Source organism: Pseudoalteromonas undina (assembly GCF_000238275.3).
Taxonomy (GTDB): Bacteria; Pseudomonadota; Gammaproteobacteria; order Enterobacterales; family Alteromonadaceae; genus Pseudoalteromonas; species Pseudoalteromonas undina.
Genome location: NZ_AHCF03000002.1, coordinates 469,823 through 483,355, shown reverse-complemented (window position 1 = coordinate 483,355; position 13,533 = coordinate 469,823). Strand labels below are relative to the sequence as shown.

General features: G+C 39.9%; 14 protein-coding genes. 4 read left to right on the top strand and 10 right to left on the bottom strand.

The genetic code is table 11. The annotated features are described in order from the left end of the window. Positions 1–417 precede the first annotated feature (417 nt). Entirely contained in the window at positions 418–1,731 is a 1,314-nt protein-coding gene (locus tag PUND_RS02855) for a peptidoglycan DD-metalloendopeptidase family protein (RefSeq protein ID WP_010390821.1), read from the top strand. 148 nt (positions 1,732–1,879) lie between these two features. Here PUND_RS02855 and PUND_RS02850 read toward each other — a convergent pair whose 3' ends face one another. The 5 genes from PUND_RS02850 to PUND_RS02830 all read right to left on the bottom strand — a co-directional run bounded on the left by PUND_RS02850 (position 1,880) and on the right by PUND_RS02830 (position 6,371). Further along, positions 1,880–2,056 (bottom strand): hypothetical protein, encoded by a 177-nt coding sequence (locus PUND_RS02850; RefSeq protein ID WP_010390817.1) that lies wholly within the window; start codon positions 2,054–2,056, stop codon positions 1,880–1,882. Positions 2,057–2,075: 19 nt separating this feature from the next. After that, positions 2,076–3,047 carry an aldo/keto reductase gene (locus PUND_RS02845; RefSeq protein ID WP_010390816.1) on the bottom strand — a complete coding sequence of 324 codons (972 nt, stop codon included), beginning with the start codon at positions 3,045–3,047 and terminating at the stop codon, positions 2,076–2,078. A 139-nt stretch (positions 3,048–3,186) separates the two neighbouring features. Further along, positions 3,187–4,317, bottom strand: coding sequence for a sodium ion-translocating decarboxylase subunit beta (locus tag PUND_RS02840; RefSeq protein ID WP_008115142.1), 1,131 nt, complete (start codon positions 4,315–4,317; stop codon positions 3,187–3,189). 14 nt (positions 4,318–4,331) lie between these two features. Next, the gene (gene oadA, locus PUND_RS02835) at positions 4,332–6,113 is read right to left on the bottom strand and encodes a sodium-extruding oxaloacetate decarboxylase subunit alpha (protein WP_010390815.1); all 1,782 of its coding nucleotides are present in this window, start codon (positions 6,111–6,113) and stop codon (positions 4,332–4,334) included. A 12-nt stretch (positions 6,114–6,125) separates the two neighbouring features. After that, positions 6,126–6,371 (bottom strand): OadG family protein, encoded by a 246-nt coding sequence (locus tag PUND_RS02830; protein ID WP_010390814.1) that lies wholly within the window; start codon positions 6,369–6,371, stop codon positions 6,126–6,128. A gap of 522 nt (positions 6,372–6,893) precedes the next feature. Between PUND_RS02830 and PUND_RS02825 the strand changes: the two genes are divergently transcribed. The 3 genes from PUND_RS02825 (at position 6,894) to PUND_RS02815 (ending at position 7,911) form a co-directional block, all read left to right on the top strand. Next, positions 6,894–7,067, top strand: a complete 174-nt coding sequence (locus tag PUND_RS02825; RefSeq protein WP_002961939.1) for a DUF1328 domain-containing protein — start codon at positions 6,894–6,896, stop codon at positions 7,065–7,067. Positions 7,068–7,117: 50 nt separating this feature from the next. After that, on the top strand, positions 7,118–7,309 hold the full coding sequence (locus PUND_RS02820; protein ID WP_008115136.1) for a hypothetical protein: 192 nt from the start codon (positions 7,118–7,120) through the stop codon (positions 7,307–7,309). A 134-nt stretch (positions 7,310–7,443) separates the two neighbouring features. Then, a complete protein-coding gene (locus PUND_RS02815; protein ID WP_010390812.1) occupies positions 7,444–7,911 on the top strand; it encodes a YcxB family protein in 468 nt (155 codons plus the stop codon). A 53-nt stretch (positions 7,912–7,964) separates the two neighbouring features. On the opposite strand, the gene csrA is transcribed toward PUND_RS02815, so the two are convergent. From csrA to PUND_RS02790, 5 genes are all read right to left on the bottom strand, one after another. Then, complete coding sequence (gene csrA / locus PUND_RS02810) at positions 7,965–8,156, bottom strand: carbon storage regulator CsrA (RefSeq protein ID WP_004587515.1); 192 nt, start codon at positions 8,154–8,156, stop codon at positions 7,965–7,967. 90 nt (positions 8,157–8,246) lie between these two features. Continuing rightward, positions 8,247–9,464, bottom strand: a complete 1,218-nt coding sequence (locus PUND_RS02805) for an aspartate kinase (RefSeq protein ID WP_010390808.1) — start codon at positions 9,462–9,464, stop codon at positions 8,247–8,249. Positions 9,465–9,470: 6 nt separating this feature from the next. Next, a complete protein-coding gene (gene alaS / locus PUND_RS02800) occupies positions 9,471–12,071 on the bottom strand; it encodes an alanine--tRNA ligase (RefSeq protein WP_041709173.1) in 2,601 nt (866 codons plus the stop codon). A 19-nt stretch (positions 12,072–12,090) separates the two neighbouring features. Then, the gene (locus PUND_RS02795; protein ID WP_010390806.1) at positions 12,091–12,543 is read right to left on the bottom strand and encodes a regulatory protein RecX; all 453 of its coding nucleotides are present in this window, start codon (positions 12,541–12,543) and stop codon (positions 12,091–12,093) included. Further along, positions 12,543–13,331: a BPSS1780 family membrane protein gene (locus PUND_RS02790; RefSeq protein ID WP_010390805.1), complete on the bottom strand. Its 789-nt coding sequence runs from the start codon at positions 13,329–13,331 to the stop codon at positions 12,543–12,545. The genes PUND_RS02795 and PUND_RS02790 overlap by 1 nt, the downstream gene beginning before the upstream one ends. Positions 13,332–13,533: the final 202 nt, after the last annotated feature.

The window sequence follows — 13,533 nt, the reverse complement described above, 5'->3', positions numbered from 1 at the left end:
AAAACAAATAAAACTATTTAGCTAACATAACAAATTTCCACTTAATTAGAACAACTTTTTTAACTAATCGCTGCACCAACTAAAATGCAGGGCGTACGTTCTAAAATGGGATATAAAAGAGCGATTAATAATACACTAAAGGTGTTTATAAAAGCCCAAAAAACAGTTTATAAATTAATCACTTCTCGCTATTAAATCGTTTTAAAAGCTAATTTAACATTACGATGAAAAAGCAAAGTATCCAAGGATATAAAATAGTGCTGTTATTCAACTTTAAACACAAACAGCCTGAATACCCTATGATTTTAGCTTAATTTAACGCGAGTTTAAATCTACAAAATACTAGTATTCATAGATTATTCGTTATATCCTGCAATATAATCTATTTATTATCTTGACAGCAGAAAAAGGCACGTTATGGTCCACGTGGTTAACACGCTCCCCAAAAAACACAAAATGCTTATTCTAGGTTTGGTTTCTGCTATTGTTGCCTTAGCCTTTTTACCTTCTGAAAAAGCCACTGCATCCAAAGACAATAGCGAGAACACGCTAGAAATTGGTAAGCGTTACGAATTACAAATAAAAGTAGGTGAAAACGAAAAACTCACCGACTTAAATTCAGAGCATGCAGCGCAAAAACTTCCAGAATATGATTTTGTCGATCACCTTGTTAAAAATGGTGACAATTTAGCGAACATTTTTAAGCGCGCTGGTTTTTCTGCGCAAACGCTTTACAAACTGGTTAACACAAATGCTGAAACACGCAAGCTTACCAAAATTCATCCAGGTGAAACACTAAGCTTTGCTACTGCAAAAGATGGTTCGTTGGCTCAGTTACGTTACGTTATATCTAAAACAGATACCTTATATGTCACCCTTAATGACGAAGGCCAATACGATACTTCAATTGACAGCAAAGAAATAGAAACACTGAGCAAAACCGCCGGTGGGGAAATTTCTAGCAGTTTTTGGACGTCAGCGATCGCTGCAGGTTTAAGTGAACGCCAAATCATGAACTTTGCCGATATATTTGGTTGGGACGTGGATTTTGCAAATGACATCCGTAAAGGTGATGAATTTGGCTTAATATATGAATCTCATTTTGTTGACGGTGAATTTATTGGCACCGGTAAAATTATTGCCGCAGAATTTATAAACCAAGGCGAACGTTACACAGCAATTCGACACACAGACGGTAATTTTTATACCCCTGAAGGGCGTAGTATGAAAAAAGCCTTCTTACGTGCACCTGTTAACTTTAAATATATTAGCTCAAGCTTTAATCCTCGCCGCTTACACCCTGTTACAGGACAAGTAAAAGCACACCGAGGTATTGACTACGCTGCGCGTACAGGCACGCCTGTTGTATCATCAGGTAATGGTAAAGTTATCAAAGCGGGCTACAGTAAATATAACGGTAATTACGTATTTATAAGCCACGGTACACAATACGTTACTAAGTACTTGCACCTTAACAAACGCCTAGTTAGAACAGGGCAAAAAATCAAACAAGGTGAGAAAATTGGTACTGTAGGCTCAACAGGTCGAGTAACTGGGGCACATTTACATTATGAGTTTTTAGTTAACGGTGTTCATCGTAATCCCAAAACTGTGAAACTACCTAAATCTGAGCCATTACCACGCTCAGAGCTTGCTAAGTTTAAGCCTATTGCTGATAACTTTATTGCGCAACTTGAGCGTAACAGAGAGCTTCAGTTGGCACTTAAATAAAGAGTTTAATAATTAAATAAAAAAGCCTTTGCAGGGATAACCCGCAAAGGCTTTTTTGTATGTGATGATTATACCAACCAGCATAGATATTTGAATAGTTTCACGAATTACCCATTGTATCTAAGCTGCTTGGTGCTAAGTTTCAGAGTTAATTTACGAGTACATAAATAAGCTGCACAACCAAAGAGATCATCACCAGTGGCCAAATATACTTACTATATTTAGTAGCGCTCTCAAGCCCCATTTTACTTTGGTATTTTTCCAGTAACGGAATAATGATCACCAAAGCAATGACTAAGCTAATTAAAATAACAAATATGTTCATATCATCACCCTACACTAGGTTATGGTAAAGCGCAGCCTTTCGCGCTGATATATAGCTCATACCAATGCTCACGACTTAAGTTAACATTAACCGCATCACAGGATGCTTTTATACGCTCTATATTAGTAGTGCCAATAATTGGTTGAATTGATGCTGGGTGGCGCAACAACCATGCTAATACGATAGCTTCTGCTGTTGTACCATAAAGTATGGCAAGCTTACTGACTAAAATACTGGTATTAATATCTGCAGGCGAGGCCTTTGATAAATCACCACCAGAGTATAAGCCTTGGCATAAACTGCCCCAACTTTGAATCTGAATTTCATGCTCACGGCAATATTCAATATTGCCTGGGGTAAAGTTAATATCCTTGCCATCGGCATTACCCACATAAACGCCTTCATCAACCCATTGATGTTTTTGTAAACTCGCTTCGATTTGATTTGCCACAATCGGCATATCTAAAGCGCGTTGCAAAAACCGTATTTGATATTGCGACATATTAGACACCGCAAAATGACGCACTTTGCCACTTTCTTTTAAACAACTAAATACTTGTGCAACTTCCTCTACTTCCATTAAAGGATCTGGGCGATGCAGCATAAGTATATCTAAATATTCGGTATTTAATCGCTTTAATGAGCCCTCTACTGAGCGCTCAATCCAATCAGCTGAAAAGTCATAACGTTGTGGGTTTTTATCATCAGCAAAGCGAATACCACACTTAGACTGAATATACATTTTCTCTCTAAGTTCTGGTCGCTCAGCCAGAGCTTGACCAAAAACATGTTCGGCTTTGCCTAAGGTATAAATATCAGCATGATCGAAAAAATTAATTCCGCCTTCAATGGCGGCATCTATGCATGAATGAGTTTGTTGTAAATGCGCACTGGTAATCGCATCTTTATTCCATGCGCCTCCCAAACCCATACAGCCAAAAACAAGTTTGCTTACATTCGGGAGATATTTTGCCAGCGGAGTGTGTAACATTTTGACAGCCCTTTAAAAAATGAAGAGTGATTACTTTAAACAAAAAACCCTATACAAGAAACCGCTTAAGTCAAAACAGTGAATTTTATGCAAAAAAAAGCGCAGTAAACTGCGCTAATAGGTTGAGTCTAAATTATATTTAACCCACAAGAGCGAGTAAAATACCTGCCGCAACAGCACTACCAAGCACCCCTGCAACATTAGGCCCCATGGCATGCATTAATAAGAAGTTATGCGGGTTATTTTCAAGCCCAACCTTATTAACAACACGTGCTGCCATAGGCACAGCGGATACACCCGCAGCACCAATTAATGGGTTTATGGGGGTTTTTGATATCTTATTTAAGCCTTTAGCCATAAATACACCTGAGGCTGTACCAATAGCAAACGCCAGTGCACCCAGTACCAAAATACCAATAGTTTCTACTGTTAAGAACTGCTCGGCAGCAAGTTTAGAGCCCACTGCAAGTCCTAGAAATATAGTGGTGATATTAATGATTTCGTTTTGCGCACTGTTGCTGAGCCTATCAACTACACCCGACTCACGCATTAAGTTACCTAAACAGAACATACCTACCAGCGGAATTGCCGCAGGTAAGAATATAGCAGTTAAGGTAAGCACCATCAGTGGGAAAATAATTTTTTCCTTTTTAGATACTTTACGCAGTTCTGGCATTTGAATTTTACGTTCTTCAGGCGTTGTAAACGCACGCATAATAGGTGGCTGAATAATAGGAACCAACGCCATGTACGAGTATGCAGCCACCGCTATAGCGCCCAGTAAATCAGGGGCCAGCTTTGACGCTAAAAAGATAGCGGTTGGCCCATCTGCACCACCAATAATCGCAATTGCAGAAGCATCTTGTAAGCTAAATTCAAATCCCGGAATAAAGTTAAGTAAAATAGCGCCAAATAACGTCGCAAAAATACCAAACTGCGCTGCCGCACCTAATAGCAACATACGCGGGTTGGCAATCAAGGCACTAAAATCAGTTAAGGCCCCCACTCCCATAAATATTAATAGCGGAAAAATACCGGTATCAATACCAACATAATAAACATAGTAAAGTAAGCCACCTGGATCTGATAAACCAGCTACTGGAATATTAGTTAAAATAGCTCCGAAACCAATGGGCAGTAGTAATAACGGCTCAAAGTTTTTGGCAATTGCTAAAAATAATAGCAAACAACCAACGGCAATCATGATCAGCCCAGGAAATGTAAAGTTAGCAATGCCTGTGGCATGCCAGAGGTTTAAAATACCATCCATCCTCTATTTACTCCTTAAGCTAGTGCAATCATTGCATCGCCGGTTGACACTGAATCGCCCTCAGAAACAAGCACCTCAGCAATCGTACCGGTATGCATGGCGCGTACTTCGGTTTCCATTTTCATGGCTTCCATAATAATTACCACATCACCTTCATTGACTACCTGACCGGGTTTTACTTTAATTTTAAAAATATTACCGGCCAGTGGTGCATTTAGAGTTTCACCCGAGGCAACCGATGCTGACTGTGGAATATGCTCTGAGTCTTTTAACGTTACCTCTTTAAGCTCACCACCTTGAGCAACCACGACATCGTATACTTTACCGTCTACTTTAACGCTGTATTGCTCTGCCTTAACGCTTTTATTGTTTGCCGCTGATTTTTCAGGTGCTTTATTGGCGTTATCATCAGCGCTAGGAACAGGCTCAAATGCATCAGGATTGTTACGGTTTTTAATAAATTTCAAACCAATCTGTGGAAATAATGCATAGGTAAGCACATCATCAATTTGCTCATCGGCTAAAGTTAGCCCTTGCTCCTGCGCAAGCTTGCTTAACTCAGCTTCTAAAGTTTCAAGTTCAGGTTTAATAATATCTGCAGGGCGACAGGTAATTGCTTCACTGCCATCAAGTACGCGCTCTTGAAGCTCTTTATTCATTGGTGCAGGTGTTGAACCATACTCACCTTTTAATACGCCAGCAGTTTCTTTGGTAATGGTTTTATAACGCTCACCAGTGAGTACATTTAATACCGCTTGAGTACCAACAATTTGTGAGGTAGGTGTAACAAGTGGAATAAAGCCTAAATCTTCACGTACTCGTGGAATTTCAAGTAGCACTTCGTTTAGTTTATCAGCAGCACCTTGCTCTTTAAGCTGGTTTTCCATGTTAGTTAACATACCACCTGGCACTTGGGCTAATAAAATTCGGCCATCGACACCTTTTAAGCTGCCTTCAAACGCAGCGTACTTTTTACGTACGTCTCTAAAGTAAGCGGCAATTTCTTCTAGGTGGTTTAAATCAAGCCCGGTATCACGCTCGGTCCCTTCAACGATTGCTGCAATTGTTTCAGTTGCTGAATGACCATAAGTCATACTCATAGACGATACAGCTGTGTCGAGCATATCAATGCCGGCATCAATCGCTTTTTGATAAGTAGCGGTGCTTAAACCCGTTGTTGCATGGCATTGCATTGCAATAGGTATGGAAACCGTTTCTTTTAACGCTTTAATGAGTTCTTCTGCATCGTAAGGCTTAAGCAATCCTGCCATATCTTTAATACAAATTGAATGACAACCCAATTCTTCAAGCTGCTTAGCAAGTGTTAACCACATATCTAATGTATGTACAGGGCTTACTGTGTAAGAAATTGTACCTTGTGCATGTGCCCCTACTTTAACCGCCGCTTTTATGGCAGTTTCTAAGTTACGTACATCATTCATGGCATCAAAAATACGAAATACGTCTACGCCATTTTTGTGAGCGCGCTCAACAAACTTCTCAACCACATCATCAGCATAATGGCGATATCCCAATAAGTTCTGACCACGAAGTAGCATTTGCTGTGGTGTATTTGGCATCGCTTTTTTAAGCGCGCGAATACGCTCCCATGGATCTTCACCTAAATAACGAATACATGAATCAAAGGTAGCTCCACCCCAAGATTCTATAGACCAATAACCTGCGTCATCAATTTTTTTTGCAATAGGTAACATGTCGTCTAATCGCATGCGGGTAGCTAAGAGCGACTGATGTGCGTCACGAAGTACGAGTTCTGTTATTTTTAATTTAGCCATTGGTATGCTCCTCTAATTATTATTTGTTTTGTACTGAGCAATGGCAGCACTAATTGCAGCGATGTGCTCATTTGGCACACCTTGAGATTTAAAAGATGGTGTTCTCTGTGATGCTTCTAGTTCTGGCTGAGAAAACTTGCTAGCCAGCTTAGACATGAGTGTCACTGCACCAATCAATAAAGAAAGAAATACAAACACACCCACCATGCCTGTTAGCATTAAATTGCCTGCAGTTGTGAGTAAAGCCCCTATATCCATAATTCTCCCCTGTTTAAAACCAAACACATAAAAAATCGGTTTATTTAAATAACTATTCACCAATAGTAACAAAAACTATTCTCTTGTCTACACGTTGTAAATTGGTAAAACCAATTAATCTAAAAGTAACATATCACCAACAAGGTTAACACCACCTAAAATAGCTTATTTAACCCAGATATATAGATGCTAAAAATGTTCGTTATAAACAAAGAATATATAAAAACACTAATACTTTGTAAAAACACATATAAAACAAACCTATTGTACTAACCCACTAATAACCTTCAAAACAAATGTTAATTGGTCTTACCAAAGCAAAGAGCAGCAACAACTATTTATTATCTCATCAGAGACAACTGTGAATAAGTTACCGATAAGATCGTAAAAATTACCAACTCAATATAAAGCCAATCGCGAAAAACCGAAATAAACCATTGATTTAAAACAAAATAAAATACTGGCACATTACTCGCTTATATAAAAACAACACTTTAACTTAGATAAATCAAGGAGATGACAATGTTACGCTGGACAATTACATTTTTGGTGATCGCACTAATCGCAGCCGTTTTAGGATTTGGTGGTATTGCAGGAGCCGCAGCAGGAATTGCTAAGATCATATTTTTTATCTTTTTAGTTTTACTGGTTATTTCACTTGTCTCTGGCGCTTTACGTGGTAAAAGCCCCAGGTAGATAAGAAACAACGAACTCTCTTTTTAAATTTATATACAAGGAATTACATTATGAAATCATCAACACTTAAAGCAGCAGCTATTGGTCTATTCGCAAGTGCATTTATTATGGGTTGTGAAGACAATCATGCAGAAGAAGCCGGTGAGCGTATTGACGAAGCCGTGACAGATGTTCAAAACAAGGTAGAAGATACCTGTGAAGAAGTAAAAGAAGGCGTTAATGCCGAAGAGACAAATTGCTAATATTATTTATTTAGCTAAGAAACGACCTACGGGTCGTTTTTTTATGCCTAAAATATAAATAGTTTCTAGTCATTTCCCCTTTTAAGCTTCGCATTAAGCTAAAATAATAAAAAATAGCTTTTAAGTGCAAACACATGGTCTTTACAACAACTTATAAACTCGATAAACCTTATTTTTATGAATGCTTCGACCAATCGCTGCCTTATAGTAAGCGTGCACAACCTAAATACTTTTTATTGGCGCTACTTGTGGTTTTAGGATTATTTGGCATTTATGGTTTAGGCGATCATTACCTTGGTACATTCTTGCTTATGTTAGCTTTACTTGAGTGCATTGCTTTTTATTATCGCCGCCCTTGGTGGGTAACAAGGCAAATGCTTAGCAGAGCGTCAGGCTCTGAAGTAACCCTTACCTTCGACGAGGACGGAATAAAATCAACCAATCATTACAAGAATTACCAGTTAGCTTGGCACGACATTAATGAAGTAATTACTACAGATTGCGGCCTATTGTTAAAAAGTAAAAGCGGTATGCAATACATTTCTAAGGCAATACTCGACGAAGAAACGATTGATTTTATACACAAAAAAGCCACTCAATGAGTGGCTTTTACAAATGTCATAGTTATTAACTAGCACATTTTATACTATGTTGATTAAGCATTGCCCGGATTAGGGTTAGACTTTTCAGCTTGTATGCGCATGTAAATTTCTTCACGATGAACTGATACGTCTTTAGGTGCGTTAACACCGATACGAACTTGATTTCCTTTAACACCCAGAACAGTAACGGTTACTTCGTCACCAATCATCAGGGTCTCGCCTACTCTACGAGTTAGTATTAGCATTCTCTTGCTCCCATGTTCCAATAAAATTATAAGATTCCGCACACACATTTTAATTAAAATTAGACTAAAAAGTAAGTAAAAACTCTCAATCTATTCATTTTCTGTTAAAAATGTCTTATGTAATGCACGAACAGCCAGCTCGAGGTATTTTTCATCTATTAAAACTGAAATCTTTATCTCTGAGGTTGAAACAAACATCACATCAATGTTCTCTTGTGCTAACGAATCAAAAAATAAACTCGCTACCCCAGAATGAGATTTCATCCCCATACCTACAGCTGACACTTTCGCCACATTAGTTAATCCGTCAATTGCCTGTGCGTCAAATTGCTGTTGCTCAGCCGTTAACAAATCAAGTGCGTTTAAATAATCATTTAAATGCACAGTAAAAGCATAGTCGACTTTTTCAACTTTATGATTAATTTGATTAATCATATCTATTTCGATGCCATTATCTGCAAAAAGTTTCAAAATTTTTGCAAGCTCTTTAGTGCCTTGCGGTACTCCATGTACCTTAATCAAACACTCGTCTCGATTAAATGCAATACCCGACACAACGTTACTCGCCACATCGCTCTCCTCAAAACTAATTAATGTACCTTCATCAGGTTTAAAGCTAGATAACACTCTTAATGGTACATTGTGCTTACCAGCCGACTCTACAGAGCGAATATGTAGCACTTTAGCACCTAAACTAGCCAGCTCAAGCATTTCGGCAAAGGTTACATGGCTTAAACGTCGTGCATTAGGTTCAATACGAGGATCTGTTGTATATACGCCATCAACATCAGTATAGATCTGACATTCATCCGCTTTTATTGCACCCGCTATTTCAACCGCAGAGGTATCGGTGCCACCACGCCCAAGCGTAGTCACGTTGCCCTCAATATCGCGCCCCTGAAAGCCGGCAATAATAGCAATACGGTTATGTTCAAGTTCATGTTTTAAACGCGTTGCAGCCACGTCTTCTACACGGGCTTTACCGAACATGTTATCGGTTAATATATTCACCTGATCGGCTAACAAGCTTACCGCAGAATGGCCGCGTTTAATAATAGCCATCGCTAATAAAGCTATAGAGACTTGTTCACCGGTACTGAGTAATACATCGAGTTCACGACTACTCGGGCGAGAGTCGATTTGTTTGGCAAGATTAATTAAGCGATTGGTTTCTCCCGACATTGCCGAAAGCACCACCACCACTTGGTGGCCTTGTTGCTTAGTTTTAACAACAAGGTCGGCGACCGCTTCAATACGCTCTATTGAGCCTACCGAAGTGCCGCCAAATTTTTGAACTATAAGTGCCACTTAAGCTTAAGTACGCTCAGTTAACCAAGCTGTTACGCTATCAAGTGCTGCAGTTAAGTTTTGTGGCTCAGAACCACCCGCTTGCGCCATATCTGGACGACCGCCGCCTTTACCACCTACTTGGCCTGCCATGTGGTTAACTAACTCACCCGCTTTTACTTTACCGGTTAAGTCTTTAGTTACACCCGCAATTAGGCTTACTTTATCACCGCTGGCAACACCTAAAGCAATTACGCCTGAGCCAATCTTATTTTTAAGATCATCAACCATGCCACGAAGCGCTTTTGATTCAGTTCCTTCAACGTTGGCAACTAACAATTTAACCCCATTAATTTCAACCACTGAATCAAGTAACGATGCACCTGCCGCACTGGCTAGTTTATCGTTAAGTTGGGCAACTTGCTTTTCAAGTCCTTTCGACTTTTCAAGTAAGGCAGTTACTTTTTCAAGTACTGACGCACTGTCACCTTTTACAAGCGCTGCAACATCTGCTAATTGCTGTTCTTGTTCATTAACATAAGCGATTGCTTCTGCACCGGTTACCGCTTCAATACGACGAACACCGGCAGCAATACCGCTTTCAGATACAATTTTGAATAAACCAATGTCACCTGCACGCTCTACGTGTGTACCACCACAAAGCTCAATTGAGTAATCACCTATGGTTACTACACGTACTTCGTCATCGTACTTTTCGCCAAACAATGCCATAGCACCTTTTGCTTTAGCATCATCAATTGCCATTAGCTCAGTGTTAAGTGCAAAGTTACGACGAATTTCGTCATTTACTACACGTTCAATTTCGCGCAGTTCTTGTTTGGTCACCGCTTCAAAATGTGAGAAGTCAAAACGCAGACGATCTGGCTGCACAAGTGAGCCTTTTTGCGATACGTGCTCACCTAAAAGCTGACGCAATGCTTCATGTAAAATGTGCGTAGCTGTGTGATTTTTCTTAATGCTTTCACGACGCGCATCGTCAATTGTCGCATCCACTTTATCGTTAACGCCAATACGCCCTTGAACTGTTCCATGATGAGCAAAAGCATTACCCAATTTAGTGGTATTGGTTACATTAAACTCACCACCGGCAACAGTAATTGTTCCGCTATCACCAATTTGGCCGCCTGATTCAGCGTAAAACGGAGTACGGTCTAAAACAATAATACCTTGCTGACCATCTTCTAATAACGATACAGATTCGCCACCGGCAAAAATCTCAATCACAGTGCCACGATAATGATTGCTATCGTAGCCTTTAAAATCAGTGTGCTTATCTGATTTTAATTGCTCATTATAATCTGCACCAAATTTGCCCGCTTGCTGTGCTGTTTTACGTTGCACTGCCATGCATGCTTCAAAACCTTGATGGTCAATGGTCATTTGGCGCTCACGCGCTACATCAGCTGTTAAATCGGCAGGGAAACCATAGGTATCGTAAAGTTTAAATACTAAGTCACCTGGGATCACATCCCCGGTTAAATCACTCAAGCTTTCTTCTAAAATAGCTAAACCACGCTCAAGCGTTTTACCAAACTGCTCTTCCTCAATACGCAGTACTTTTTCAATAATTTCTTGTTGCTTAGCAAGCTCTGGGTACGCTTGACCCATTTGCTCAATAAGTGCAGCAACCAATTTATAGAAAAACGCGCCTTTAGCACCTAACTTATTACCGTGACGTACTGCACGACGAATAATACGACGCAATACATAACCACGGCCTTCATTTGATGGCATAACCCCATCTGAAATTAAAAACGCACACGAACGAATATGATCCGCCACCACGCGAAGCGACTTATCATCCATATCTTGTGCATTAGTAACGCTTGCAGCGGCGGCAATTAAGCCTTGGAATAAATCGATTTCGTAGTTTGAATGCACACCTTGTAAAATAGCTGAAATACGCTCAAGGCCCATACCAGTATCAACAGATTGCTTAGGAAGTGGCTCCATAGTCCCGTCGCTTTGACGGTTGTATTGCATAAATACTAAGTTCCAAATTTCAATGAAACGGTCGCCATCTTCTTCAGGAGTGCCCGGAGGACCACCCCAAATGTGCTCACCGTGATCATAAAATATTTCAGAACATGGACCACAAGGGCCGGTATCACCCATAGACCAAAAATTATCGCTCGTTGCAATACGAATAATACGATCTTCAGGTAAGCCTATATCGTTAGCCCAGTAGCCAAAGGCTTCTTCGTCATCATGGTAAATGGTCACTAACAGCTTTTCTTTTGGTAGTTTTACAACCTCAGTTAAAAACTCCCACGCAAATTTAATTGCATCTTGCTTAAAGTAATCACCAAAGCTGAAATTACCTAGCATTTCGAAAAAGGTATGGTGACGTGCTGTGTAACCAACATTTTCTAAATCGTTGTGTTTACCACCAGCACGCACACAACGCTGAGAGCTAGTTGCGCGTGTATAAGGGCGGCTTTCGGCGCCTAAAAATACATCTTTAAATTGCACCATACCGGCATTATTAAATAACAACGTGGCATCGTTACCCGGTATAAGCGAACTAGAAGGAACAACTTGGTGTTGTTTGCTGGCAAAAAAGTCTAAAAACTGTTGCCTAATCTGTGCGGTAGTCATGTGCTGCATGTGAAAGTCTCACCTGTATTTACTGTGCTTGCATTGCAAAATTTATTTGATCATAGCTAAAACCTCGATACATTAAGTAGCGCACGCGCTTAGCTTTTTCTTTGTACTCGAGGTCTGCCGGTGTCGTTGAATATTTTTTGTTGTACGCTTCCTGCGCGAGCTCAAACCAATCTATTTCCAGCTCATCAACCACTGTTTCAAGCAGTGCTCTATCAATCCCTTTACTCATGGCCTCACTTTGAATTCGCTTTAAGCCATGGCATTTAAATATGTGTTTTCTGACAAACCCTTCACAGTAACGCTGCTCGTTAATAAAATTGTGCTTTTCACACCAATCAAGCAGGTTTTCTATGAACTCGTCGGTTGCTTCTCTTTGCTGTAACTTTTGGGTTAACTCACGGCGCGAATACTCTTGCCGACCAAGCAACCAAAGCACATAGTTTTTTAACTTTTGTTTTAACGTATCATCCATTAAGCGTCAAAGCGTCCGCTTTGCTCGCTACTTAAAGGCTTAATGTTACTGTCATCACTTGGTGGCACAACGGGCATAAAAATAGCCTGATAAGATACAAAGAAACTAATGTAGCAAATTGGCATTAAAATCAACAGCGGTAGTAGCGATAAGAACATCGACAACACCATTAATAATGCGCAAATAATACCATAAACACTTAATGGTAAAATATTATAATAAAACACCATAAACGAACTTTTTAAGGCATTTAAAATACGTTGCTCTTTATTAAAATAAACCAGCGGTACTGCGTAGGCAAACGAAGTAAAGTAAATAGAGAGCGCAATTAAAAACAATGCCACGTTAGCAAGCGAAATACTCTCAAGCATTTGGCTAACGGCGGTGTTTGGATCTAGGCCAGGCTGTGTCATAACCGCCATTGCATCAGCAAATAACCCATTAGCGAGCAAGGCAATTAAAATACCGGCACCCATTTGATAAAGCGCTAAGCGAAATAAGCCTAACCGATTTCCTTTGGCTGAAAAGGGCTTCAAAATATCGGCTAACATAATTTTGCCGCCCTGCTGCTTGGTAAGCACGGCTTGATAAAAACCAGCGGTTAAAAATGGTGTAGCCAATGCTGCAGCTATTTGTAATACCGGCAAAAATAACGACAACAAGCCAACAATGCCAATAAACAAATGCATAAAAATAAAAGTTAATGGCTGAGTTTTAAAAATTAGCCAACCCGCTTTAAACCATTTTAATGCCGCATCAGCTTTAAAAATTCGTAATTGTGTAGACATACTTGCTCTTAATTAAAACAAAACACGCCGAGTATAACTCGGCGCTGGTTGGTATTACATAGGTGGCGGCGATAAATGCCGTTAATATTAGGGTCTGTTGCCCTTTACGGATTAAAATTTGTTCAAACTAGGGGCGGTTTAATCGCGGCGCGAGGTTTGTAACCTAGTGGGCTAAGTAAAAACCGAGCAACAAAGAGTAAAT

Excerpts from the sequence above, each read along its gene's own strand:
- PUND_RS02840 (WP_008115142.1), bottom strand. The coding sequence starts at position 4,317 with ATGGATGGTATTTTAAACCTCTGGCATGCCACAGGCATTGCTAACTTT.
- PUND_RS02855 (WP_010390821.1), top strand. The coding sequence starts at position 418 with ATGGTCCACGTGGTTAACACGCTCCCCAAAAAACACAAAATGCTTATT.
- PUND_RS02820 (WP_008115136.1), top strand. The coding sequence starts at position 7,118 with ATGAAATCATCAACACTTAAAGCAGCAGCTATTGGTCTATTCGCAAGT.
- PUND_RS02845 (WP_010390816.1), bottom strand. The coding sequence starts at position 3,047 with ATGTTACACACTCCGCTGGCAAAATATCTCCCGAATGTAAGCAAACTT.
- PUND_RS02815 (WP_010390812.1), top strand. The coding sequence starts at position 7,444 with ATGGTCTTTACAACAACTTATAAACTCGATAAACCTTATTTTTATGAA.
- PUND_RS02830 (WP_010390814.1), bottom strand. The coding sequence starts at position 6,371 with ATGGATATAGGGGCTTTACTCACAACTGCAGGCAATTTAATGCTAACA.
- oadA (WP_010390815.1), bottom strand. The coding sequence starts at position 6,113 with ATGGCTAAATTAAAAATAACAGAACTCGTACTTCGTGACGCACATCAG.
- PUND_RS02825 (WP_002961939.1), top strand. The coding sequence starts at position 6,894 with ATGTTACGCTGGACAATTACATTTTTGGTGATCGCACTAATCGCAGCC.
- alaS (WP_041709173.1), bottom strand. The coding sequence starts at position 12,071 with ATGCAGCACATGACTACCGCACAGATTAGGCAACAGTTTTTAGACTTT.
- PUND_RS02795 (WP_010390806.1), bottom strand. The coding sequence starts at position 12,543 with ATGGATGATACGTTAAAACAAAAGTTAAAAAACTATGTGCTTTGGTTG.
- csrA (WP_004587515.1), bottom strand. The coding sequence starts at position 8,156 with ATGCTAATACTAACTCGTAGAGTAGGCGAGACCCTGATGATTGGTGAC.
- PUND_RS02790 (WP_010390805.1), bottom strand. The coding sequence starts at position 13,331 with ATGTCTACACAATTACGAATTTTTAAAGCTGATGCGGCATTAAAATGG.
- PUND_RS02850 (WP_010390817.1), bottom strand. The coding sequence starts at position 2,056 with ATGAACATATTTGTTATTTTAATTAGCTTAGTCATTGCTTTGGTGATC.